Annotated in this window: 23 protein-coding genes; 16 read left to right on the forward strand and 7 right to left on the reverse strand. The window is 73.4% G+C overall.

The features are described 5' to 3' along the window. Nucleotides 1–65: 65 nt before the first annotated feature. Nucleotides 66–734 carry a pyridoxamine 5'-phosphate oxidase gene (pdxH, locus tag ABWI04_RS12490; RefSeq protein WP_353832468.1) on the forward strand — a complete coding sequence of 223 codons (669 nt, stop codon included), beginning with the start codon at nt 66–68 and terminating at the stop codon, nt 732–734. Beyond that, nucleotides 731–2,128, forward strand: coding sequence for an MFS transporter (locus ABWI04_RS12495; protein WP_353832469.1), 1,398 nt, complete (start codon nt 731–733; stop codon nt 2,126–2,128). Before pdxH ends, ABWI04_RS12495 begins: the two co-directional genes overlap by 4 nt. Before the next feature lie 7 nt (nt 2,129–2,135). Here ABWI04_RS12495 and ABWI04_RS12500 read toward each other — a convergent pair whose 3' ends face one another. Beyond that, nucleotides 2,136–2,840, reverse strand: a complete 705-nt coding sequence (locus ABWI04_RS12500) for a UdgX family uracil-DNA binding protein (protein ID WP_353832470.1) — start codon at nt 2,838–2,840, stop codon at nt 2,136–2,138. Between the two features lie 99 nt (nt 2,841–2,939). On the opposite strand from ABWI04_RS12500, the gene ABWI04_RS12505 reads away from it, so the two are divergent. The 4 genes from ABWI04_RS12505 (at nt 2,940) to ABWI04_RS12520 (ending at nt 8,205) form a co-directional block, all read left to right on the forward strand. Continuing rightward, on the forward strand, nt 2,940–3,641 hold the full coding sequence (locus ABWI04_RS12505) for an iron-dependent transcriptional repressor DtxR (protein WP_353832471.1): 702 nt from the start codon (nt 2,940–2,942) through the stop codon (nt 3,639–3,641). A gap of 186 nt (nt 3,642–3,827) precedes the next feature. After that, nucleotides 3,828–6,155: an ATP-binding SpoIIE family protein phosphatase gene (locus ABWI04_RS12510; RefSeq protein ID WP_353832472.1), complete on the forward strand. Its 2,328-nt coding sequence runs from the start codon at nt 3,828–3,830 to the stop codon at nt 6,153–6,155. 4 nt (nt 6,156–6,159) lie between these two features. Further along, entirely contained in the window at nt 6,160–7,155 is a 996-nt protein-coding gene (locus ABWI04_RS12515; protein WP_353832473.1) for a zinc-dependent alcohol dehydrogenase family protein, read from the forward strand. 255 nt (nt 7,156–7,410) lie between these two features. Continuing rightward, entirely contained in the window at nt 7,411–8,205 is a 795-nt protein-coding gene (locus tag ABWI04_RS12520) for a hypothetical protein (RefSeq protein WP_353832474.1), read from the forward strand. A gap of 112 nt (nt 8,206–8,317) precedes the next feature. Here ABWI04_RS12520 and ABWI04_RS12525 read toward each other — a convergent pair whose 3' ends face one another. Together ABWI04_RS12525 and ABWI04_RS12530 are read right to left on the reverse strand one after the other, a co-directional pair. After that, nucleotides 8,318–9,190, reverse strand: a complete 873-nt coding sequence (locus ABWI04_RS12525) for a class I SAM-dependent methyltransferase (protein ID WP_345173214.1) — start codon at nt 9,188–9,190, stop codon at nt 8,318–8,320. A gap of 232 nt (nt 9,191–9,422) precedes the next feature. After that, entirely contained in the window at nt 9,423–9,584 is a 162-nt protein-coding gene (locus tag ABWI04_RS12530; RefSeq protein ID WP_345173215.1) for a hypothetical protein, read from the reverse strand. 103 nt (nt 9,585–9,687) lie between these two features. On the opposite strand from ABWI04_RS12530, the gene ABWI04_RS12535 reads away from it, so the two are divergent. From ABWI04_RS12535 to ABWI04_RS12550, 4 genes are all read left to right on the forward strand, one after another. Further along, complete coding sequence (locus ABWI04_RS12535) at nt 9,688–10,089, forward strand: hypothetical protein (protein WP_345173217.1); 402 nt, start codon at nt 9,688–9,690, stop codon at nt 10,087–10,089. A gap of 124 nt (nt 10,090–10,213) precedes the next feature. Continuing rightward, a complete protein-coding gene (locus ABWI04_RS12540; protein WP_345173219.1) occupies nt 10,214–12,250 on the forward strand; it encodes an MFS transporter in 2,037 nt (678 codons plus the stop codon). 110 nt (nt 12,251–12,360) lie between these two features. Beyond that, a complete protein-coding gene (locus tag ABWI04_RS12545) occupies nt 12,361–13,506 on the forward strand; it encodes an acetyl-CoA C-acetyltransferase (protein ID WP_345173220.1) in 1,146 nt (381 codons plus the stop codon). A 55-nt stretch (nt 13,507–13,561) separates the two neighbouring features. Continuing rightward, nucleotides 13,562–14,368, forward strand: coding sequence for an enoyl-CoA hydratase-related protein (locus ABWI04_RS12550; protein WP_345173222.1), 807 nt, complete (start codon nt 13,562–13,564; stop codon nt 14,366–14,368). A 5-nt stretch (nt 14,369–14,373) separates the two neighbouring features. On the opposite strand, the gene ABWI04_RS12555 is transcribed toward ABWI04_RS12550, so the two are convergent. Then, the gene (locus ABWI04_RS12555; RefSeq protein ID WP_345173223.1) at nt 14,374–15,492 is read right to left on the reverse strand and encodes a hypothetical protein; all 1,119 of its coding nucleotides are present in this window, start codon (nt 15,490–15,492) and stop codon (nt 14,374–14,376) included. A 53-nt stretch (nt 15,493–15,545) separates the two neighbouring features. Between ABWI04_RS12555 and ABWI04_RS12560 the strand changes: the two genes are divergently transcribed. Next, nucleotides 15,546–16,646, forward strand: coding sequence for a DUF6183 family protein (locus ABWI04_RS12560; protein WP_353832475.1), 1,101 nt, complete (start codon nt 15,546–15,548; stop codon nt 16,644–16,646). On the opposite strand, the gene ABWI04_RS12565 is transcribed toward ABWI04_RS12560, so the two are convergent. The 3 genes from ABWI04_RS12565 to ABWI04_RS12575 form a co-directional block, all read right to left on the reverse strand. Then, the gene (locus ABWI04_RS12565) at nt 16,630–17,109 is read right to left on the reverse strand and encodes a YcxB family protein (RefSeq protein ID WP_345173226.1); all 480 of its coding nucleotides are present in this window, start codon (nt 17,107–17,109) and stop codon (nt 16,630–16,632) included. The two genes, ABWI04_RS12560 and ABWI04_RS12565, sit on opposite strands and share 17 nt — an antisense overlap. A gap of 64 nt (nt 17,110–17,173) precedes the next feature. Further along, entirely contained in the window at nt 17,174–17,419 is a 246-nt protein-coding gene (locus ABWI04_RS12570) for a helix-turn-helix domain-containing protein (RefSeq protein ID WP_353832476.1), read from the reverse strand. 448 nt (nt 17,420–17,867) lie between these two features. Next, nucleotides 17,868–18,116, reverse strand: coding sequence for a hypothetical protein (locus ABWI04_RS12575; protein ID WP_353832477.1), 249 nt, complete (start codon nt 18,114–18,116; stop codon nt 17,868–17,870). A gap of 218 nt (nt 18,117–18,334) precedes the next feature. Between ABWI04_RS12575 and ABWI04_RS12580 the strand changes: the two genes are divergently transcribed. The 5 genes from ABWI04_RS12580 (at nt 18,335) to argS (ending at nt 23,317) form a co-directional block, all read left to right on the forward strand. Then, entirely contained in the window at nt 18,335–18,772 is a 438-nt protein-coding gene (locus ABWI04_RS12580) for an SRPBCC domain-containing protein (protein ID WP_345173231.1), read from the forward strand. Further along, a complete protein-coding gene (locus ABWI04_RS12585) occupies nt 18,769–19,122 on the forward strand; it encodes an ArsR/SmtB family transcription factor (RefSeq protein WP_353832478.1) in 354 nt (117 codons plus the stop codon). Before ABWI04_RS12580 ends, ABWI04_RS12585 begins: the two co-directional genes overlap by 4 nt. Before the next feature lie 108 nt (nt 19,123–19,230). Then, on the forward strand, nt 19,231–20,655 hold the full coding sequence (locus tag ABWI04_RS12590; protein ID WP_345173233.1) for an MFS transporter: 1,425 nt from the start codon (nt 19,231–19,233) through the stop codon (nt 20,653–20,655). Nucleotides 20,656–20,691: 36 nt separating this feature from the next. Further along, nucleotides 20,692–21,432: a hypothetical protein gene (locus tag ABWI04_RS12595; RefSeq protein WP_353832479.1), complete on the forward strand. Its 741-nt coding sequence runs from the start codon at nt 20,692–20,694 to the stop codon at nt 21,430–21,432. A 100-nt stretch (nt 21,433–21,532) separates the two neighbouring features. Further along, nucleotides 21,533–23,317 carry an arginine--tRNA ligase gene (argS, locus tag ABWI04_RS12600; protein ID WP_353832480.1) on the forward strand — a complete coding sequence of 595 codons (1,785 nt, stop codon included), beginning with the start codon at nt 21,533–21,535 and terminating at the stop codon, nt 23,315–23,317. The last annotated feature ends 222 nt before the right edge of the window (nt 23,318–23,539 follow it).

The raw sequence follows: 23,539 nt of genomic DNA on the forward strand, positions 1-23,539 counted from the left end.
TGAGAGGCTCTGACGCTGTGGATTCCCCAACGCCGGACCCCGCACGGCTCCGCAGATCCTATGAGGTGGGCGAATTGTCCGAGTCGGCGCTCCCCGCCGACCCGCTCGCCCTGTTCGCCGTGTGGTTCGCCGAGGTGCACGCCGCCGGGCTGGCCGAGCCGAACGCGATGATCCTGGCCACCGCCTCCGGCGACGGGGTCCCGAGCGCCCGGACGGTCCTGCTCAAGGGCTACGGGCCGCAGGGCTTCCGGTTCTTCACGAACCTGACGTCCCACAAGGGCCGCGACCTCGCGGAGAACCCGCGCGCGGCGCTGGTGTTCCCCTGGCATCCCCTGTACCGGCAGGTGAGGGTCGCGGGGCCGGTGTCCGAGCTCTCGCGCGAGGAGGCGGCCGCCTACTTCCGGACCCGCCCGTACGGGTCCCGGATCGGCGCGTGGGCCAGCGAGGACCAGTCGGGCGTCATCCGGGACCGCGAGGTGCTGGAGCGCCGCTACGCCGAGGCGGCCGAGCGCTGGCCGGATCCGGCCGCGTCCCCCTTCGGCGGGGCGGAGGCGCCGGAGGGCGACGCGGCCGGCGCCGTCCCGCTGCCGGACTTCTGGGGCGGCTACCGCGTGGAGCCCGAGACGATCGAGTTCTGGCAGGGCCGCCGCGACCGGCTGCACGACCGGATCCGCTACCGGAGGGCGACCCCCGGGGACCCGGAGGGATGGGTGACGGAGAGACTGGCTCCGTGACACCCGAACAGCAGCCGCCCCCCGCCGACGGCGCCGACGCACGGGAGACCGGAAGGCACGGCCGGTCCGCCGAGCAGGACGACGCCGAGCCGGAGAAACCCCCGCCGCCCGTTGGAACGGTCCGCCGCAGGCGGCTGCGGGGGCTCGCGATCGACACCCGGCCGCTCCGGCACCCGGCCTACCGGCGGCTGTGGCTGGGCCAGGGCGTGTCGTTCGTCGGGTTCCAGGTCACCGCCGTCGCCGTTCCCGTCCAGGTCTACGACATGACCCGCTCCTCGGCCTGGGTGGGCGCCCTCGGCGTCGTCAACCTCGTCCCGCTGATCGTCTTCGGGCTCTGGGGCGGCGCGGTGGCCGACCACATGGACCGCCGCAGGCTGCTGTTCGCCTCGTCCTGCGTCATGTGGGCGGCCACGCTGCTGCTGCTGGTCCAGGCGCTGCTGGGGGTCGGCAGCCTCGCGTTGATCATGGTCGTGGTGGCGGTCCAGGCGGTCGGGTTCGCGGTGTCCTCGCCCACCCGCAGCGCGATCGTCCCCCGGCTGGTCGACCGGCCGCTCGTCCCGGCGGCCAACACCCTCAACTTCACCGCGAGCCAGTTCGGGATGCTGTCCGGGCCGCTGTTCGCCGGCGTCCTGCTGGCCCACTGGAACTACGCGGCGGCGTACGCGCTCGACGCCGTGCTGTTCACCGTCGTGCTGTACGCGGCGCTCAGGCTGCCGCCGATCCCGCCGCTCGGCGACGTCACCGGCACGCCCGGCCTGCGGTCGGTCTTCGACGGGCTCCGCTACCTCGCGACGCAGCCGGTGCTCCTCATGTCGTTCGTGGTGGACGTCATCGCGATGTCGGTCGCCATGCCGCGCGCCCTGTTCCCCGAGGTGGCCGAGACCCGGTTCGGCGGCGAGGGCGCGGTCGGCTACCTGTTCGCCGCGATCGCGGTCGGGGCGTTCCTCGGCGGCCTGTCGTCCGGCTGGATAGGGCGCGTGCACCGGCAGGGGATCGCGCTCGTGGCGGCCATCGCCGTCTGGGGCCTCGCCGTCGCGGCCGCCGGGCTGGCCGGCCGCCTCTGGCTCGCGGTCGTCCTGCTCGCCGTCGGCGGCGCGGCCGACCTGGTGTCGTCGGTCTTCCGCCAGTCCATGCTCCAGACGTACGCGCCCGACCGGATGCGCGGACGGCTCCAGGGCGTCTTCACCGTCGTCGTCGCGGGCGGCCCCCGGCTCGGGGACGTGCGGGCGGGGGCGACCGCGAGCGTCGCGGGCGCGACCGCCTCCTGGGTCGGCGGCGGGCTGGCCTGCGCCGCGCTCGTCGTCGTCGCGGGGTTCGCCGTCCCCTCCCTGCTCCGCTACGACACCCGCACCGCCGAGGCCGTGCCGGCCGAGCCCGTGCGGGTCGAGGACTGAGCCGCCGTCAGCGCAGGGCCGAGGCGGCGATCCTCAGGTCGTCCAGGAGGCCCTGGTAGGCGTCCTCCCGGTCCTCGGCGCGCAGGACCGCCGACGGGTGGATCGTCGCGAGGAGCCGTGCGCCGTCCTCGGCGGACGGCTCGTCCCCGGACTCCCGCCCGGCGGCCGGAGTGCCGACCGCCTCCAGGTCGGGCAGCGGGAGCAGCCGCCCGCGCTGCCTGGTCACCCAGAACGACGAGCCGAGCAGCGCCTTGCCCGCCGTCGCCCCCAGGGCCACGACGACCTCCGGGTCCAGGAGCCGCAGCTCCGCGAGGAGCCAGGGGCGGCACGCCCGCATCTCGCCGGCGTTCGGCGTCTCGTGGATGCGCCGCTTGCCGCCCTCCTGCCGCTTGAACTTGAAGTGCTTGACGGCGTTGGTGACGTAGACGTCGCCGCGCTCGATCCCGGCCTCCTCCAGCGCCCGGTCGAGGACGCGACCCGCGGGGCCGACGAAGGGGTGGCCCTTGCGGTCCTCCTGGTCGCCGGGCTGCTCGCCGACGAGCAGCATCCGCCCGCCGGGGGAGCCTTCGCCGAAGACCGTGCGGGTGGCGTTCCGGTAGAGGTCGCAGCCGCGGCAGTCGGCCGCCGCGCGGCGCAGCGCGTCCAGGTCGGCCCGCTCCTCGGGTGTCCCGGGCAGGAACGGCTCCGCGTCGTGGGAAGGTTTCGCGTTCATCTCGCGTTTCCCCGTACCCGGCTTCGGGGGGATATTCGCAGGGCCCGGCGACGTGGGGCCCGAGCAAGTAGACTCTTGCCCATAAGACTGGAGGGAGCTGTGACCTCACACGGCCTGATCGATACCACGGAGATGTATCTCCGGACGGTCTTCGAGCTGGAGGAAGAGGGGATCATCCCTCTTCGCGCGCGCATCGCCGAGCGGCTCTCCCAGAGCGGCCCGACGGTGAGCCAGACCGTCGCGCGGATGGAGCGCGACGGGCTGCTGCGGGTCGAGGGCGATCGGCACCTCGAACTGACCGACAGCGGGCGGGGTCTCGCGACGCGCGTCATGCGCAAGCACCGCCTCGCCGAATGCCTCCTGGTCAACGTCATCGGACTGCCCTGGGAGGACGTCCACATCGAGGCGTGCCGATGGGAGCACGTGATGTCGGAGGACGTCGAGCGCCGCCTGGTCGCGCTGCTGGACAACCCGACCACCTGCCCGCACGGCAACCCGATCCCGGGCCTGGACGAGCTCGGCGGGCACGGCGACGACGCCGAGGAGCCGCCGCTCGCGGTGATGACCGCGGTGGCGAGCCCGCAGGGCGCTGGCGCGGTGATCCGCCGGATCAGCGAGCAGGTGCAGAGCGACAGCGACCTGATGCTTAGACTCAAGCAGATAGGGATACAACCGGGACGAGAGGTGATTCTCCGGGCGACCGACGACGGGGTGCGGGTGATCGGTGACGACGAGGACGACAGTCCCGCGACGGAGCTGTCACGCGGCATCGCCGAGCACGTCTTCGTCAGCAGGCGCTGACACGGTCGGCGTGTGCACCCCCGCCTCGACGGTCTATACCGAAGATCTCCATAACATCGCGCCTTTCGGGCGTATCCCGGCGGCGGGTTCGTCGTTCAATACGACGAGGCAACCACGTAGGACGTCCGCGCCGCGACGCGCGGTGGTCATCGGGGCGAGGATCGGGACGGGTATCGGGATGGGGAGATGAGCCACTGGGGGGAAGCGCCTGACGAGGCGCACCTGCCGCCCGAGACCGTCCTCGCGCAGATGGAGATGGCGGTCATCGTCTGCGACCGGTTCAGCAACATCATCTACGGCAACGCGTTCGCCCGGCAGCTGTTCGGCTTCGGCGGCGACGCGATCATCGGCCACTCCATCCTGTCGCTCGGCATCGCCGAGGAGGACCACGAGCAGGCCACCGAGCTGGCCAAGCACGTCCTCAAGGGCGGGGTGTGGGAAGGCACCTTCTGCAACCTGCGCGCCGACGGCACCACCGTGTACACGCGGGCGCACGCCGTCCCGCTGCGCCACCCCTCCGGCGCCGTCGACGGAGTGGTGATCTTCGCGCGCGAGGCGCTGCGCTCCAACCAGCGCGAGCAGGACCGCTACGGCCTCCTGGAGCGGATCGGGGAGCGGCTCGCCGGGTCCCTGGAGCTGGAGAGCACCCTGCGCCGCGTCGCCGACACGCTCGTCCCGCAGTTCGCCGACCACTGCTTCATCGACCTCTACAGCGGAGACCGCCTCTACCGGCGGGTGTCGCGGCACGCGGGCGGCTGGGAGCCGCCGCCCGGCACCTGGGCGGAGGTCGGCGAGCCCGTCTCCTACCCGCCCGGCCACTTCAGCGCCAAGGCGATGGACCGCCGCGACGCCGTCCTCGTCGAGGACATGATCCAGCACCGGTTCACCGCGCCGAGCGAGTCGTCCCAGCGGCTCGGCCACGAGATGGGCATCACCTCGGTGATCTCCGCGCCGCTGCTGGTGCGCGGCGAGCTGCTCGGCGTGATGAGCCTGGCGCTGTCGAACCTGTCCAAGCGCCCCGACCCGCACTACGACGGCTTCGACCGCGACCTGCTCGGCGCGATCGCCAGCCGCGTCGCGCTCGCCGTCGACAACGCGCTGCTGTTCGAGGAGGAGCGCGAGACCGCGCTCGCCTTCCAGAAGCACCTGCTGCCCGGCGACCGGCCGCCCCCGCTGGACGGCCTGCAGATCGCCTGGCGGTACGAGCCGGCGCGGCCCCTGGAGTCGCACGGGCACGGCATCCAGACGCAGGTCGGCGGCGACTGGTACGACGTGATCCCGCTGTCGGCCGGACGGGTCGGCCTCGTCATCGGCGACGTCGAGGGGCGCGGGGCCCGAGCCGCCGCCGTCATGGGCCAGCTGCGCGCCGCGCTGCGCGCCTTCGCCCAGGACGACAAGCCGCCCGCCGACATCCTGCGCAAGCTCGACGAGTGGGTCCGCACGATGACGCGGCCCGAGCGGATGCGGTCCGGCTGGAACAGCGACGACCTCGTCCGCCCGCCGCTGGTGTCGTGCACCTACTTCGTCTACGACGCCTGGTCGCGGGTCCTGGAGTTCGCCAACGCCGGGCACGACCCGCCCCTGCTGATCGTCGACGGCGAGGTCGGCGAGCTCGACTTCGAGAGCGAGGGCGGCATGCTCGGCCTGCGCTCCCCCGGCATGGGCGGCGAGCTGCTGTTCAACGAGGAGTCGGCCGAGCTGAAGCCGGGCTCCACGCTCGTCCTCTACACCGACGGCCTGATCGACCGCCGCTCCAAGGACGACGGCGACTACCACACGCGCGAGGAGGCGCGGGAGATGGTCCGCGCCGCCGTCGCCGGGGTCGCCCGCGGCGGGGTCGAGGCGATCGCCAACGCCGCCTACGACGCGGTGCCCGGCGACATCGACGACGACGTCGCGATCGTGGTGATCCGCACCGCCGCCGAGGAGCTGGCGGTGGAGGAGCGCACCTTCGCCGCCGAGCCCATCATGGTGTCGGAGGCGCGCCGGATGGCCTCCGACGCGTTCGCGAACTGGGGCATGCTCGACGAGCAGGCCGAGCTGGCGTGCCTGCTGGTGTCGGAGGTCGTCACGAACGTCGTCCTGCACGCCACCGCCACGCCGTCACCGCGCCGCGAGATGGTCGTGCCGGTCCCGGCGGGGCCGCCGGGGCGCGGCGGGGAGCCGCTGGGCGCGCCGCCGGCCGTGCAGTTCAACACCGACTTCGGCTCCCTGGACGCCGACCCCTTCGAGGGCGGCGCGTTCGACGAGGACGACTGGAACCTCGGCGCCGACCTCGGCCGCCGCGAGCCCCCGACCAAGGAGTTCCGGCTCCGGCTGCGGCGCGGCGCGGACGCCATCTGGGTCGAGGTGTTCGACTCCGACATGCGGCTGCCGCGCATCCGCAGCGCGGGCGAGACCGACGAGGGGGGCCGCGGCCTCTACCTCGTCGACCAGCTCGCCAGCCGGTGGGGCGCCCGCCCGACGTCCGACGGCAAGGCCGTCTGGTTCGAGCTGCCGCTGAACCCGGGGTGAGCCGGTGCGCGCCTGGGTGGTGGAGACACCGTCCCCGATAGAGGCGGGGCCCCTGCGGCGCGCCGACCGCGAGACGCCCTCGCCCGGCCCGGGCGAACTGCTGGTCCGCGTGCTGGCCTGCGGCGTCTGCCGGACCGACCTGCACGTCGCGGAGGGCGACCTGCCCGTCCACCTGCCGGGCGTGACGCCGGGCCACGAGATCGTCGGCCGGGTCGAGGCCGCGGGCCCCGGGTGCCTGCACGGGCCCGGCGACCGCGTCGGCGTCGCGTGGCTGCGCGGGACGTGCGGCGCGTGCCGGTTCTGCCGCCGGGGCGCCGAGAACCTGTGCCCGTCCTCGGTCTACACCGGCTGGGACGCGCACGGCGGCTACGCCGAGTACGCGCTCGCCGTCGACGCCTACACCTACGCGCTGCCCGCCGAGCTGGACGACGCCCGCGCCGCCCCGCTGCTGTGCGCCGGGATCATCGGCTACCGGGCGCTGCGCCGCGCGGCCCTGCCGCCGGGCGGGCGCCTCGGCATCTGGGGGTTCGGCGGCTCGGCGCACCTGGCCGCGCAGGTCGCGCTCGCCGAGGGCGCCGACGTGCACGTGTTCACCCGCAGCCCGGCCGCCCGCGAGCTGGCCCGCGAGCTCGGCGCGTCCTGGGCCGGTGACTCCTTCGACGCGGCCCCCGCCCCGCTGGACTCGGCGATCGTGTTCGCGCCCGCGGGCGAGCTGGTGCCCGCCGCGCTGGAACGCCTCGACCGCGGCGGGACGTGCGCCGTCGCGGGGATCCACCTGAGCGACGTCCCGTCCCTGGACTACCAGCGGCACCTGTTCCAGGAGCGCGAGCTCCGGTCGGTGACGGCGAACACGCGCGCCGACGGTGAGGAGTTCCTGACGCTGGCCGCGCGCCTGGACGTCGCCGTCACGACGCACGCCTACCCCCTGGACGACGCGGACCGCGCCCTCGCCGACCTCGCCGCGGACCGCTTCACCGGGGCGGCCGTGCTGATCGCGTGACCCTCGGCGCCGGGCGCCGGCGGGCCCCGCGGATGCCGCGCGTGCCGGACGGGTCCCCGCCGCGCCCCTGAGCTCGGCGTCTCTCCGCGACCCGTGCCCCTCACCGGCTCCGGACGGTAGCGGGAGGACTCTATTGACAGTGCGTCTCCTATGCCGTTGGATCGCTCCATACTCGCGAGTAGCCAGCTCGGACCGGCGCCTCGGGAGGCCCCCCGCCGCGTTTCCACCCCCAGCGAGAGGACCCCCGTGTCGTCAATGTTCAAGCGCCTGGCCGTGCTGCCCCTCTCGGCGGGCCTCGCGGCCGCCGCCCTGGCCGCCGCGCCCGCGGCGACCGCGGAGACCGCCCCGAAGCCCGGCGCCCGGGCGACCGCGGACGCGCCGCCCGCGACGCTGGACCTTTCGGACTGCCCCGACGTCCTGCCGGTCGGGGCGGACCCCGCGAACTGGTACTGCAACGTGCTGGTGACCAGCGGGGGCAGGATGAAGATCGGCAACATCGACCAGCAGATCACCGCGCCGATGCGGATCACGCTGCTGGCCGGCTACGACCCGAAGACCGGCGCTGAGATCTCCAAGTTCGTGAAGATGCGGAGCACGGCGATGAGCGTGGCCGGCGGCGCCCTCGGCGTCCCAGGGACCGAGGGGATCCCGCTGTTCTCCCTGAAGGTGAAGCCCCAGTACGCCGGGAAGATCGACCTCGACATCCCCAACCGCAGGACCCGGCTGGCCCTGAAGCTGAAGCTCGTCAACCAGCTGCTGGGCGACACGTGCTACGTCGGCTCGAACGCGGCGCCGGTCTCCCTCGACCTGGACCTGAAGGAGATCACGGGGGCCTCCGGGCCGGACGGCACGTTCTGGGTCAAGATCAACTCGACCGACGACACGTTCGCCGTGCCGAAGACCAGCGGGTGCGGGTTCGCCGCGCCGATCGCGGACCTGCGCGGCGGCCTCCCGTCCGCGTCCGGCGCGAACCACGCGCAGCTCACCTCGTACTTCGGGGGCAAGGGGTACTCCGAGATGTACCCGGCGATGGGCATCCGCAGGAAGTGACGTCCGCACGCTGACGACGGGCCCGTGCCGAGCTCCCCGGCGCGGGCCTTCGCGCTGCTCGGCCCGGCGCGCGGCCGGTGGGCGCGGCCGGAGGCCGCGGAAATCCGCGGCGCTAGATGGGTTCCGCGGCGACGTGCGCCCAGGACTGGGTGAACCAGAGTTCGCCGCCGATGACGCGCGGCTTGGCGCCGGTGCGCGGACCGCCGTCCACCTCGTCGAGCATGGCCGCGCGGATGCGGTCGGCCGCCGCGCCGTCGCGGGCCCCGGCGAGCCACGGCTCGACGGGGCGCTCCACGGTGAACACGTCCAGCCGGCGGATGCTGCCGCCCACCGAGGTGATCATCTCGGTGAGCCGGGCGATGGACGGGGTGCCGGGGTGGTCGGGGTCGCGCAGGCGCTCGATCCGGTCGCGCTCGGGCCCGGCGAGGTTGCCGCGGACGAGGTCGGCGACGACCACCCGCCCGCCCGGCCGGCAGACCCGCAGCAGCTCCCGCAGCACGTCGCCCGGATCGCCGAGGTTGTAGAGCGAGAACCGGGCGGTGACCAGGGAGAACATGGCGTCCCGGTACGGCAGTGCGGTGGCGTCCGCCTTGACCGGGACGCGCGGGGCGGAACGCGCGGCACCCGGCCGCGGGTCCTCGCGCGTCATGGCGGCCGGGGGCCTCGGACGGCCGCCGCCGCCACGGCCGTCGCGGGAGCCGTCCGGGCCGCGGGCCTCGCCGGTGATGCGGACCGGCCCCGTGCCGAACTCCACCGTCTCCATCCGGCCCGGCCTGGCCCGCGCGGACGCCGCCGCCACGGGCGTCGCGTCCACCGCGGTCACATGGCGGACGTGCGGGCCGAGGGCGGCGGGCATCGGCCCGCGCCCGCGCGCGACGTCCAGGCACACGTCGCCGGCCTGGGGTTCGACGAACTCCAGCAGGCGCCTGAGATGCGGGGCGATCGTGCCCCCGGTCTCCTGGACGGCGGGCGCCGGATGCGGCACGGGTGCTCTCCCTCGGCTCGGCCGGCTTCGCCGTACGGGGTCCCGTTCGCGTCCACCGTGCGGGCGCGTGCCGGGGGGACCCCGCCCAGACGGGCGGGACGCGTCGGCGCCGGCGGACAGCGAACGGGCGTGAAGCCGGTTTCGCCACTTATGACTCCCCGAAGGGCCGGGAGGTTCGGGGCCGGCGCCGAGAATTCACCCGCCGGCCGGTTCCGCCGGCCGGTTCCGCCGGTCAGTTCCGCAGGTGCTCGCCGTACAGCGCCAGGACGACGATGACGAACACGATGATCACCGCGGCCCGGGTCGGCAGGTTCAGCCGGAGCCGCCCGGCGGCCCAGCGCACGCAGAACGCCGCGAGCAGCGACGCGACGATGAGAGTGAGGATGCCTTCCATGGCCACCTTCGTCCGGGGAGAGCCGCCTCCCAGAACCATAGACGTGTAAGGCGGGGGTTACCCGCCGGTCGGGGGGCGGAGGCGGGCCGATACCCTCAGCCTCGTGGCAGATGCGAAGGAAGAAGACGGCCGGGACAAAGTGGACGAGTTGGCGACCAGCCTGGCGCGCGGCCGGGTCGCCCTCGGACTCGCGGCGCTCGCCGCGCCGAGGCTGACCGTGAAGCTGATGGGCCTTGGCGGCTCCGCCGACCCGGGCCGCGACTACGTCGCGCGCATGTTCGCCGCCCGGGAGATCGCGCTCGGCGCGGGCTACCTGCTCAGCGGCGACGACTCCGGGCGCCGGCTGTGGGCCCGGATCGGCCTCGCCGTCGACTCGATCGACGTGGTGAGCGGCCTGAAGACCCGCAGGGGCATGCCGCTGTGGGTGACCGCGGGCGCGGTGGCGGTCGCCGGAGGGGCCGCCTCGATCGGCGCCGCGAAGGTCGCCCGCGACCTGGTGCGCTGACCCGCCCCCTCGGGCCGCCCGCCCGTGGCGGGTGATCCCGTCCGGCTCGTGGGTAGGCATCTCCCCGCACGTACCCGGCATCTGGGCGGCGGCAGGGGGACGACGGCATGACGGCGGCGGCGACATGACGGCGACGGCGACGGCGCGGGACGAGCGGGCCATGCCGAAGGGCAGGGACCTCTACGTGGTCCTCGGCGCCCTCATGCTCGCCATGCTGCTGGCGGCGCTGGACCAGACGATCGTGTCCACCGCGCTGCCGACGATCGTCAGCGACCTCGGCGGGCTCAACCACCTGTCGTGGGTCGTCACGGCGTACCTGCTGTCCTCCACGGCGTCCACGCCGCTGTGGGGCAAGCTCGGCGACCAGTACGGCCGCAAGCGGCTGTTCCAGGCGTCGATCGTCATCTTCCTGATCGGGTCGGCGCTGTGCGGGCTGTCGCGGGACATGTCGCAGCTGATCGTGTTCCGCGCCCTCCAGGGCCTCGGCGGCGGCGGACTGATGGTGCTCGCCGTCGCCATCGTCGGGGACGTGGTGCCGCCCCGCGAGCGCGGCCGCTACCAGGGCCTGTTCGGCGCGGTGTTCGGCGTGGCCAGCGTCTGCGGGCCGCTGCTCGGCGGCTGGTTCGTCGACAACCTGACATGGCGCTGGGTGTTCTACATCAACCTGCCCATCGGGGTGGTGGCGCTGGCGGTGATCGCCGCCGTGCTGCACGCGAAGGGCGAGCGGGAGCGCCACCGCATCGACTACCTCGGCACGCTGCTGATCGTCGGCTGGGCCGTCGGGCTGGTCCTGATGGCGACCTGGGGCGGGACGCGCTATCCCTGGACGTCCGCGCCGATCATCGGCCTGGGCGCCGGCTCGGTGGCCCTGATCGGGGTGTGGCTGCTGGTCGAGCGGCGCGCCGCCGAGCCGGTCATGCCGCCCTCGCTGCTGCGCCACCCGGTGTTCGCCCTCGGCGCCGCGATCAGCTTCGCGGTCGGCTTCGCGATGTTCGGCGCGCTGACGTTCCTGCCGATCTTCCTGCAGGTGGTGCACGGGGTCTCGCCCACGCTGTCGGGCGTCTACCTGCTGCCGATGATGCTCGGCATGCTGCTCAGCTCGATCGGCTCCGGCCAGCTGATCACCCGGTTCGGCCGCTACAAGATCTATCCGATGATCGGCACGCCGATCATCGCGCTGGCGCTCTACCTGTGCTCGGCGCTGGACGAGAACTCGACCACGCTGAGCATGAGCCTGCGGTTCGCGCTGCTCGGCTTCGGGCTGGGCCTGGTCATGCAGGTGCTCGTCATCGCCGTCCAGAACGCGGTGTCGTACGAGGACCTCGGCTCCGCGACGTCCGGCGTCACCTTCTTCCGGCAGATCGGCGGGTCGTTCGGCGTCGCGGTGTTCGGCTCGATCTTCAGCAACCAGCTCGCCGGCCACGTGGCGGACCTGGCGCGGATCCTGCCGCCGGGGTTCGACCCCGCGGCCGTCCAGGGCAATCCGGGGCTGCTCGACCGGTACCCGGTCGCGGTCAAGAACGCCGTCCTGCACGCCTACGCGGAGTCGATCGACTCGGTGTTCTTCTGGGCGGTCCCGGTGGCTGCGGCCGCGTTCGTGCTGACCTGGTTCCTGCGCGAGGTCCCGCTGCGCGCGACGTCGCAGACGCCCGACTACGGGGAGGGCTTCGGCGCGGCGCCGACCGTCCGGTCGTCCAGGCACGAGATGGAGCGCGCCCTGAGCGAGCTCATGCGCAGGGACGCCCGGGCCTTCGAGCTGTACGACAGGCTGGCGGCGCTCTCGGGCGTGTCCCTGCCCGCGGGCAGCGTGTGGGCGCTGTGCCGGATCGCCAAGGACGAGTCCGTCACCGGCCGGGACCTCGCCGACCGCGCGGGCGTCCGGGTCGAGCAGGGCCGCCCGTACGTCGACCGGCTCGTGGACGCGGGCTACGTCCTGCGGCGCGAGGGCGCCCTCACCGTCACGCCGTCCGGGCGGGACGCCGCCGAGCGGTTGTTCGCCGTCCGGCGCGAGGGGCTCGCCCGCCATCTGGACGGCTGGGCTCCCGAGGAGCATCCTGAGCTGGCGGACGTCCTGTCGCGACTGGCGGAGGCGTCCCTCGGCGACGAGGCGGACGGCGAGGTCCTCAGGCCCCGCACGCGGCCCGCCGGGCAGGGGACGTAGGTCCCCCGAGACCCACCTCACAGCGCGCCGCGCCGGGAGGATGTAATCTCATACTGACTAACCGAATCACACTCGGTTTCGGGACGGAACCCCAGATCTTTGGAGGCGTAGTGGCCGAGGCGTACATCGTCGGCGCGGTCCGTACCCCCGTCGGTACCAAGAAGGGCGCGCTCAAGGACGTCCACCCCGCCGACCTCGGGGCGCACGTGCTCAAGGAGCTCGTCAACCGCACCGGGGTCGACCCCTCCGGGGTCGAAGACGTGATCATGGGCTGCGTCATGCAGGTCGGCCCGCAGTCCCTGGACATCGCGCGCACCGCGTGGCTGTCGGCCGGGCTGCCCGAGAGCGTGCCCGGCGTGACCATCGACCGGCAGTGCGGGTCGTCCCAGCAGGCGATCCACTTCGCCGCCCAGGGCGTGCTTTCGGGCACCCAGGACCTCGTCGTCGCCTCCGGCGTCGAGCAGATGGCGATGGTCCCGATGGGCTCCTCCGTCGCCATGGCGCTGGAGAAGGGCATGCCCTTCCCCTTCGGCGAGGGCTGGGCCGAGCGCTACGGCATGCAGGAGATCTCCCAGTTCCGCGGCGCCGAGCTGATGGCCGAGAAGTGGGGCTTCACCCGCGAGGACCTGGAGAGGTTCGCGCTGGAGAGCCACCAGCGCGCCGCCAAGGCCATCGAGGCCGGCTACTTCGACCGCGAGATCGCCCCCATCGCCGGGCTGACCAAGGACGAGGGCGCCCGCGCCGACACCACGCTGGAGAAGATGGCGGGCCTGAAGACCCTGCGCGAGGGCGGCCGGATCACCGCCGCCGTCGCCTCGCAGATCTCCGTCGGCGCCTCGGCGGTGCTGATCGCCTCCGAGGAGGCCGTCAAGCGGTACAACCTCACCCCGCGCGCCCGCATCCACACCCTCGCGGTGTGCGGCTCCGACCCGGTCTACATGCTGACCGGCCCGATCCCCGCCACCGAGAAGGCCCTGGACCGCGCCGGGCTGAAGATCGACGACATCGACGTCTTCGAGGTCAACGAGGCGTTCGCCCCGGTCCCGATGGCGTGGGCGCACGACACCGGCGCCTCGCTGGACAGGACCAACCCCAACGGCGGCGCCATCGCCCTCGGGCACCCGCTCGGCGCGACCGGCGGCGTCCTGATGACCAAGCTGCTGCACGAGCTGGAGCGCACCGGCGGCCGCTACGGCCTGCAGACGATGTGCGAGGGCGGCGGCCAGGCCAACGCCACCATCATCGAGCGCATCTGAGCCCGTCGAGGAACCGCCCCCCGGAGCCCGCTCCGGGGGGCGGTACCGTCCGGAGGTGGCCGGGGACATGTACGAGACCATCCTGTATTCGGCGGACGAGCGGATCGCGCGGATCACGCTGAACCGCCCCGACGCCCGCAACGCGCTCAGCGACCAGATGATCGGCGAGCTCCTCGACGCGTTCGAGCGGGCCAAGGCCGACACCGGCGTCCGGGTGATCGTCCTGACCGGCGCCGGGGACCGTGCGTTCTGCGCGGGCGCCGACCTCGGCGGCCTCGGCCAGGCGCAGGCGGACGGCCGGCCGGTCGCCGACGCCGCCGCCGTCCGGGACAGCGCCCCCTTCCGCCTCTTCACCGCGTTCCCCCGGCTCGGCAAGCCGATCATCGCCCGGCTGGCCGGGCACGCCGTCGCGGGCGGCCTCGGCCTCGCCGCCGCCTGCGACCTGGTCATCGCGGCCGACGACGTCGCACTCGCCACCCCCGAGGTCAACGTCGGCCTCTGGCCGATGATGATCATGGCGATCATCAACCGGAACGTCGCGCCGAAGCACGCCTTCAAGCTCTACTACACCGGCGCCCGCGTCACCGCCGCCGAGGGCCGCGACATCGGCCTGGTCACCGAGGTCGTCCCGCGCGCCGAGCTGGACGCCCGTGTGGACGAGCTGGCCCGCCTGATCGCGTCCAAGAGCCCCGTCGGCCTGCGCCGCGGCCGCGACGCGTTCTTCGCCATCGAGGGCCGCCCCCTGGAGGACCAGGTCGCCCACCTGCTGTCCGAGCTGGTCGGGCTGACCGCCACCGAGGACGCCAAGGAGGGCATCACCGCCTTCCTGGAGAACCGCCCCCCGGACTTCCAGGGCCGCTGAGCCGCCTAGCGCGGCGCGAGCTCGGCCAGGGCGAGGTGGAACAGGACCTTCAGGTCGCGGGTGCGGCGGGGGAACGGCTCCTCCAGCTTGGCGGAGACCTCCTCGTCCCACGCGGCCGCGGCGAGCGTCAGGTCGCGGACGGCGCCGTCGTCACCGGAGATCAGGGCGAGCGCGAGGTCGAGGGCGGGGCTGGGGCCGTCCAACCGTCCCCGGAACTCGTGGAACTCGGGCCGCGGCGCCGCGCCGGGACGGACCGCCGCCAGGACGATCAGCCACGCGCGCACCGCCGCGGGCGCGTCCGGCCAGAGGGCCAGCAGGTCGGGAAGGCGGTCGAGGACGGCCCGGCAGGTGGCGGCCTCGTCCGAGTCGGGCTCGCCGGCGGCCGGGACGGGGTCGATCGTGGCGATGTAGGCCAGGTGGATCAGCAGGTGGAGCCGGTAGGCGGGGAACAGCTGCGGCGCGCGGACGAGCTGGACGAGGAACCTGATGGTCTCCGGAGTGCAGTCGTAGCACGTGTCCTGGTGGACGACCGTGCTGAAGTACTCCTCGACGGCGTCCTCCCAGCCCTCGTCGTTGGCGGCGAGGCCGAGCAGGATGTCCGGGACTTCGCCGGCCGGTCCGTAGGCGCCGGTGAGAGACGACCAGTCGACGTCGTCCAGCCCCTGCAGGACGATCGGCTCGCCCGAGGGGGCGCCGGACGGCTCCTCCTCGGCAAGGCCGTGGACGATGGCCGGCGCGGGCGTGCGGGAGGGCTCGCGGGAGAGGGCGCCCACCCGGAGTTCGCGCACGTCGCCGGCGGTCCGGTCGCAGACGCGCTCTCCCCCGGGGAAGATGTGGCGGGCGGTCTCGGTCAGGGCCATCGTGCTTGAGAGCCGGCCGCCGAGCCCCTCGGCCAGCACCGCGACGGCGCGGTGCTCGGCGGCCCTCCACCAGCGCTCGTCGTCGTCCGGGTAGGGGCCCTCGTCGAGGCTGTCGATCCGCCATCCGGAGCCGGTCGTGGGGTCGGGGGCGACGCGCACGAGCGCGTGGCCGCGTCCGGTGAGCGCCCGGGCCCCCTCGCGGGCGGCCTCCTCGTCCGGGACGAAGAGGGTGTAGGTCGAGGCGTGCCGTGGAACTGTGATCACCGGGTCAGCGTAGAGGTCGCTCTCCGGGCGTCTCGGGTGTGAGACTGCGCGGTGTGGAGATCGAGAAGGCCGTCCGGCGGATGGGGCTGGCGGACACCTACGAGGACCGCCACTGGGACAGGGCCGTCAAAGTGACCGACAACGCCGTCCAGAAGGCGGAGCCGGAGTGGCTCGAACGGCTGCTGGCCGCGCTGCTGGAGGTGGAGAAGCCGACCTACCCGATGCGGTACGGGTTCGAGGCCGCGCTGGAGCGGTTGGCGAGCGCGCCCGGGGACGCGCAGCGCACCGCGCGCGTCCGTGCCCTCGCGGTCGAGGGGCGGGCCTGGGGCGGCGACCTTCGCTACAGCCTGCCGGAGGTCGCGGAATGGCTGGCCTGCGCCCAGCCTCCCGAGCATCTCCTCGCGGTGTTCGACGGCGCCGAGGCGTCGGACGAACTGGCGGCCTGCCTCCTCCAGGAGACGGCCCTGCGCCACGACGCGACGTCCGCCGGCGGTTTCGCCGCGAGGCTGCGGGCCGCCGGGCATCCGCTGGCGGACCTGCCGCTTCGGCCGGTCGGGGCCGAGCGGCATCTCGGGCTGCCCCGGTATCCCGGCCGGGCGGAGCCCTGGCGGCCGCCCGGTGAGGGGGCGCCGGACGCGCCGGGCCCTTCCGGTCTCGACGTCGATGCGGCGGCGGTCGACTGGCCCGGGGCTCGGCAGGCGTTGAGCGCCTACCGCAACTGGCCGTCGGGGGCCGACGCCCTGGAGGCCGGACTGTTCCGGCTGGACCGCGCGCTGGCTCCCTCCGACTTCGGCGCCTCGCTGCTCCGGCTCCTCCCGGCGGCCAGCACCGGCGCCACTGTGGCCGGGGTACGGCGGGTCGTCACCGTCGACGTCCTGCGGACGCTCTTCAGCGGAGCCGCTTCCGGTGGCGCGTACGGGCCCCGCATGCACGGCGCTTATGCGCGCAAGGCCGCATGGGAGTCGCTGGCGGCGCTGGCGGGCGTCCAGGAGACCGGCCTGGCGGCGATCGAGCGGGCCGCCGACCGGTGCACCTGGCTCTTCTACGGCTCGGACTGGCATCTCCAGGTCGTCCCGCCGCTGGACGCGGGCATCGCCGTCCTGCGCCCGGACGGCCGGACGGTGGCCGTGCTGGCCGTCACCGACTCCGACTGATCTTGCGAGCGGCCAGGAAGGCGTCGATCTCGGCCTGCTGGGCGGTGTCGAAGGCCGCCTTGGGGAGGAAGGCGGCGGGCTGGCCGTTCACGTACAGCAGCCAGAACTCCGGGGTGGGGAACACGTGGGAGAACAGGGTCCACCGCATCTCCGTGGTGGACTCCTCCGTCCGGCACTCGTAGCCGCTGTCGGTCACCCGCACCGTCGTCGGGACGCAGAGGAACGCGAGCATCTTCCGCGCGCGTCTGCGGAGCCACCACGTCCCCGCCAGGGGACTGAGGACCGCCGCCACCAGCGCGCCGATGCCCATTCCCGGGTCGCCCGAGGCGAACCTGTAGGCCGCGCCCCCGATCAGGGCGATGACGAGAACCGCGTACAGGATCGTGAGCTGCCTCTTGAAACCCTGGGTGAAAGCCCGGGTCACCTCGTCCTTGGTGGGCTGATATTTGACCGAGATGTCCACAACGCCGCCTTTGCTTAACGTGTGGATCATCCTTTCCGGGCTCGCTCACCGGCGCAACCGCAGGTCAGCGGGAGGCGGCCCGCGCCTCCGAGGGGGTCAGGCCGAAGCGGGCGCGGAAGCGGCGGGCGAAGTGCGCCTGGCTGGAGAAGCCCCAGCGGTAGGCCACGTCCGCGATCGTCGTGCGGGCGGCGGCCGGGGAGGCGAGCTCGTCGCGGGCCCGCTGGAGCCGGCGCTCCAGGATGTGCCTGGCCGGGGTGGTGCCGGCCGTCTCGAAGATCCGGCCGAGATGCCGCACCGACACCCCGAGCACGCCCGCGACCTCCCCGGGGGGAGGCCGGGATCGTGCAGGTGCCGCTCGACGTAGTCCTCGGCGACGATCAGCTGCGTCTGGTAGGCGGCGGGCGCGGACCGCCCGCCCGACCGCTCCGTGGCGATCATCCGCAGCAGGTCGAGGACGTTCCCCCGCGACCGCGCCTCCGGGTTCTCCAGGACGGCCCGCAGCGCCACCACCAGTGCGCCCTCCCGGGCCGTCCCGAGCCGGAAGTTGGCCTGCCGGGCCAGCAGCCCCCGCTCCGAGTAGGAGGTGCACGACAGCCCGACCAGCGCCCTGCGGTTGTAGTCCTCCCAGAACCCGATGCGGTCGCGCGGGGCGACCTCCACGGTGCTGGCCTCGGAGATCATCGGTGCTGGTGCCGGCATGATCCGCTCCTCCCGCCGCGGGGCGCGTCCCCGCGACGGAGCCTATGACGTGATCCGCGTCATACGGCCAGGTGGCCTCCGTCCACCGGAAGGACCGCCTCCTTGGACCGCAGGATGTTGGACCACGTGTTGTCCTTCACGTTGATCCACAGCGGCCGCGACCCGACCGTCTCGGTGAACGGGACGTAGTACCGGTCGTCGTCGGTGGCGACCTTCGGCAGGTACACCTCCGGCAGCGCGTCCGGCTTCTGCGAGTTCTCGATCGGCCTGAGGTTCTTCCAGAACTCCGAACCAGGGGTCTCCGGCATGGGAACGGCTCCTCTCGCGGTGCGTTCCCGCGAGTGAACCCCCGGGCGGGCTCCCGGTCTTTCCTGTGACGGCCGCCGCGCTTTGCGCGTACCGGACATCACCCGCCCCTGACCTGCCCAGACAAGATCCTCCCTCAACGTGCAACCGTAAGGTTGCGCATCTGACCTCCCATGTGCAACCCTGAGGTTGCAAGAATGACGAACATGGGAGCGGCCGGATGAGCGAGAACCGAATTGAACGCGAAACCCTGATCGCGGCATCCTTGGAGAGGGTCTGGTCATTGGTGGCCGACCCCGGGTTCTGGGTGGCCGACGTTCCGGGCCCGCCCGGCGGGGCGGCGGAGGGCGAGTCGATGGTGGTGAGGAACGCCGCGCACGGCGACTTCCCCGTGCGCGTGGAGAAGGTCGATCCGCCCACCTATGTCGCCTACCGATGGGTCAGCGCCTTCCCCGGGGAGGAACTGCGCGACGACAACAGCACCCTCGTGGAGTTCACGCTGACCCCCGAGGGCGGCAAGACGCGGCTGCGCGTCGTCGAGAGCGGGTTCGCGGAGCTCGCCGGATCCGAGGACCTGCGCCGCAGGGCCGTGGAAGACAACACGGGCGGCTGGCCGCAGGTGCTGGACGCCTTCAAGACCCGCGTCGAAGCCGCGTGACCGACAGTCCTGACGGCGGCGCCGCGCCGGTCGACGGCGTCCTCAACGCGCTGGCCGATCCGACGCGGCGCCGCCTGCTCGACCTCCTCGCCGAACACGGCGAGGCCACCGCCACGACCCTCGCCGAACGGCTCCCGGTCTCCCGGCAGGCGGTGGTCAAGCACCTGGGCGTCCTGGACGCGGCCGAGCTGGTCTCCAGCAGCCGGGTCGGACGCGAGGTGCGGTACGCGGTACGGCCCGCGGCCCTGAACGCGACGGCGCGGTGGATGGCCTCGCTGGCGGCCGACTGGGACCGCCGCCTGGCGAACATCAAGCGCATCGCCGAAGCGGCGGAGCACGACGCCCGCTAGCCCCGCCCGTCCCCCCGCCGAGCCGGCGGCCGCTCACGGCCGCCTCACGCCGGACGACGCCCTGATCGTCCGGCGCCCCCGGAACCCCTGCGGAAAGGGCGCTTCGCCATGCCCACGGAAACCACCCCGCCCACGGAAACCACCCCGCCCACAGCGGCGGCCCCGCCCGGGGCGGCGGGCGGACCCCCGCGCATCGACCGCAGGCAACGGCTGATCCTGCTCGTCCTGCTCGGCGCCGGGTTCACGCTGTCCGTCGACTTCTCCATTCTGAACGTCGCCCTCCCGATGGTCGGCGAGGGCGTCGGGCTCGGCGTGGACGGCCTGCCCTGGATCGCCGCCGCGTACGCGCTCCCCGCCGCGGGCTTCACGCTGGTGTTCGGCCGGCTGGCGGACCTGCTCGGCCGCCGCAGGCTGTTCCTCGCCGGGATGGCGCTGCTGACCGCGGCCTCCCTGCTCGGCGGCTTCGCGGCCGGCCCCGGGACGCTCCTGACCGCCCGGGCCCTCCAGGGGTTCGCCACCGCGATGGCGACCCCCGCGGCGCTGTCACTGATCACCAGCACGTTCGCCGAGGGCCCGCTGCGCGAGCGCGTCCTCGGCCTCAACGGCGCCCTGCTCTCCGCGGGCTTCACCGTCGGCGCCCTGGTCGGCGGCGCCCTCGTCAGCCTGCTGAGCTGGCGGGCGGCCTTCTTCATCAACGTCCCGGTCGCCGTGGCCGTGCTGCTGGCCACCCCCGCCCTGATCGGCGAGAGCAGCCGCCCCGCCCGGCTCCGGCTCGACCTGCCCGGCGCGGTGACCGTGACGGGCGGCCTGCTGGCCGCCATCTACGCGGTCATCGAGCAGAACGCCGCCGCCGCCGTCGCCGGCGTGGTGCTGCTGGCCGCCTTCTGGGTGATCGAACTGCGCTCTCCCGCGCCGCTCGCCCCGGTGCGCATCCTCCGCCGCCCCACGGTGAAGTGGGGCAACGCCGCGGGCCTGGTGGTCTTCGCCATGGAGCCCGCCATGATCTTCCTGACGACGCTCTACCTGCAGAACGTCCTCGGCCTCTCGCCGCTGGCGACCGGACTGGTCTTCGGCGTCCCCGGCCTGGCGTCCGTCGGCGCCGGCGTGCTCGCCGGACGGGCCATCGGGCGCTTCGGCGGCCGGACCGTCCTGACCTGCGGCCTGGCCGTGCAGGGCCTGGCGACCCTGCCGCTGGTGCTCCTCGGCACCGACAGGACGGCGCTCCTGATCCTGGTCCCAGCGCTGTTCATCGGCTTCTTCGGGCACGTGACGTCCATCGTGGCGTACACCGTGACCGGCACCTCCGGGCTTCCGAACGAGGAGCAGGGCCTGGCGACCGGGCTGACGCTGATGACCCAGCAGGTGGCCATCACCGTCGGCATCCCGATCCTCGCCTCGATCGCCGCGACGCGCGGCGCGGAGCTGACCGGCATCCGCCTCGCGCTCAGCGTGGACGTGGCCGTGACGCTCGCCGGCGCGGGCCTCGTCTGGTTCGGCCTGCGCCCCCGCCCCGCGGAAGGGGCCGGCGGGTAAAGGTGGGCTTTGCCCGCCTCGGGGAAGGGGGCGGGGGTGGGGGAGTGGTTCACGCGGGAGATCGCGGACGCCGGGCGGCTCCGGTTGTTCTGCTTCATCGTGGCCTTCATCGCGGCGTTCCTGTTCATCCGGTTCAGCGTGCGGATGATCCGGCGGCAGGTGCGGTGGTGGCCCGGGAACGTGACGCCCGGCGGACGGCACATCCACCACGTCGTGTTCGGGCTCGTGCTCATGTGCGTCGGCGGCGTGGGCGGACTGGCCCTCACGGACGACTCGTCCGGGTGGGCGGCCGCCGCCGCGGCGGTGTTCGGGGCGGGCACCGCACTCGTCCTCGACGAGTTCGCCCTGGTCCTGCACCTCCAGGACGTCTACTGGAGCGAGCAGGGCCGGCTGTCGGTCGAGGTCGTCTTCATCATGATCGCGCTCTGCGGGCTGATGCTGCTGGGCCTGCGGCCCCTCGGCGTGGACGACGCCGCCGGGGACGGGGTGTGGGGCGTCGCGGGCGTCCTGCTGTTCAACCTGTGCGTCGCGGTGATCGCCCTCCTCAAGGGCAAGGTCTGGACGGGCGTCATCGGCCTGTTCATCGGGCTCGTCGCGATCGTCGGCGCGATCCGGTTGGCCCGGCCGGACTCGCCGTGGGCCCGGCGCCGCTACGCGGAGGGGTCCCGCAAGGAGCGGCGGGCGCGGACGAGGGAGCGCCGGTACCGCCTCCCCGTCCAGCGCCTCGGGGACCGGCTGAGCGATCTGATCGCCGGACGTCCGTCCATCAAGTCGTAGGGAGCGGCGGGCGCCGGGTTGACGCGGCCCGGCGGACGCGGACGGTCACCGTTGCGGGATCGACCCGCAAACCGACAAACAAGAACAGGAGAGACACGCGATGATGCCCGACCAAGACAGGTTGAACATCACCGGCCCGTCGCCGGTGGACGTGCTCACCAGGAAGTTCAAGGACGCGATCGCCGCCGCCTTCGGGCAGGAGCACTGGAGGACGGACCCCGTCATCCGGCAGGGCAAGCAGGCCGATCTGCAGGCCAACGTCGCCCTGATGCTGGCCAAGAACCTGAACCTCGACTCCCGGGTCGTGGCGCAGGAGATCGTGGACCATCTCGACGTCGGTGACGTCGTGTCCGAGGTCCGGATCAGCGGGCCCGGCTTCATCAACCTGACGCTGAGCGACGAGTGGATCACGGCACAGCTCCGGCGGATCTCGGCCGACGAGCGCCTGCGGGTGCTGTCGGCCCTGAGGCCGGAGCGGATCGTGGTGGAGTACTCCTCGCCCAACGTCGCGAAGGTGATGCACGTCGGCCACCTGCGGACGACGATCGTGGGCGACGCCGTCGCCCGCATCCTGGAGTTCCTGGGGCACGAGGTGATCCGGGACAACCACATCGGTGACTGGGGCACGCCGTTCGGCATGCTCATCGAGCACCTCCTCGACTTCGAGGGGGGCACCGATGCCGGGCTCGACGCGTTCGTGAGCGACACGGGCGCCTTCTACAAGGCGGCCAACGCGAAGTTCGTGTCGGACGAGGAGTTCGCCGGACGGTCGCGGCGGCGGCTCGTCGCCCTCCAGCGGGGCGACGACGAGACGCTGCGGTACTGGCAGCTCCTCGTGGACGTCTCCTTGCGTTCCTACAACGCGTTGTACGAGCGGCTCGGCGTCAGGCTGACCGCCGACGACGCCAAGGGGGAGAGCTTCTACAACGGGCTCCTCCCCGAGATCGTCGACGAGCTGGAGCAGCGCCGCCTCGCGGTGCCCAGCGAGGGCGCCCTGTGCGTCTTCCTGCCGGACTTCAAGGGCGGGGACGGCGAGGACAAGGCGGTCATCGTCCGCAAGAGCGATGGCGGGTACAACTACACCACCACCGATCTCGCCACGATCGTCTACCGGGTCGCCGTCCTGCGCGCCGACCGGGTGGTCTACGTGGTGGGCGATGAGCAGACGGAGCACTTCGAGCTGCTGTTCGCCGTCGCGGAGAAGGCGGACTTCCTGCTCAGGGGTACCGTGCTCGAACACGCCAAGATCGGCATGGTGACCGACCCCGCGACCGGCGGCAAGCTGAAGAGCCGGTCCGGCGACGCGGTCCCGCTGTCCGCACTGCTGGACGGCGCGTACGAGCGGGCCGCGGCGAAGTTCGACGAGAGCGGTCGCGGCGAGCGGTTCGACGCCGCGACCCGTGCCGCGATCATCCGCGACGTCGCCTTGGGCGCGGTGAAGTTCGCCGACCTGCTGGTGGCGCGGAGCAGCAAGTATCCGTTCGACCTCGAACGGATGATCGCGTTCACCGGCAGGTCCGCCGGCTTCGTGCAGTACGCCGGCGTCCGGATGAAGTCCGTCCTGCGCAAGGCCGGGCTGACGCCGGAGTCGGCCACGGGCCCGATCGTGATCGGGACCGAGGAGGAGCGGAACCTGGCGCTGCACCTGCTGGACTTCGGCATCACGCTGGAGGAGGCGGGCGCGGCGGCGGCGCCGCACCTGGTGGCGGAGTACCTCTACGGCCTCGCCACCCGCTACACGGCCTTCTACGAGGCCTGCCCGGTGCTCAAGGAGGGCGTCGACGAGGAGACCAGGGCGTCCCGGCTGGCCCTGTGCGCGGTCACGCTGCGCACGCTGGTCACCGGCCTGGAGCTCCTCGGCGTTCCCTCACCCGACCGGATGTGAGGGACGCGTTCTGATCATTGAGCGTGTCCGTCCGGCGCCCGGCGCCGGGCGGACACGACGACGGGGAGGCCCGCCGGGCCTCCCCGAGCAGTCGGGGGGGCGCCCCCCCCGCCCCGGGGGGGGGGGGGGGGGGGGGGGGGGGGGGGGGGGCGGGGGGGGGGGGGGGGGGCGGGGGGGGGGGGCCGGGCCCCGGCCCAGGAGGGCCAACCCGCGCGGGAGGGC

The organism is Actinomadura sp. NPDC000929, from assembly GCF_040492065.1.
GTDB classification, from domain to species: domain Bacteria; phylum Actinomycetota; class Actinomycetes; order Streptosporangiales; family Streptosporangiaceae; genus Spirillospora; species Spirillospora verrucosospora.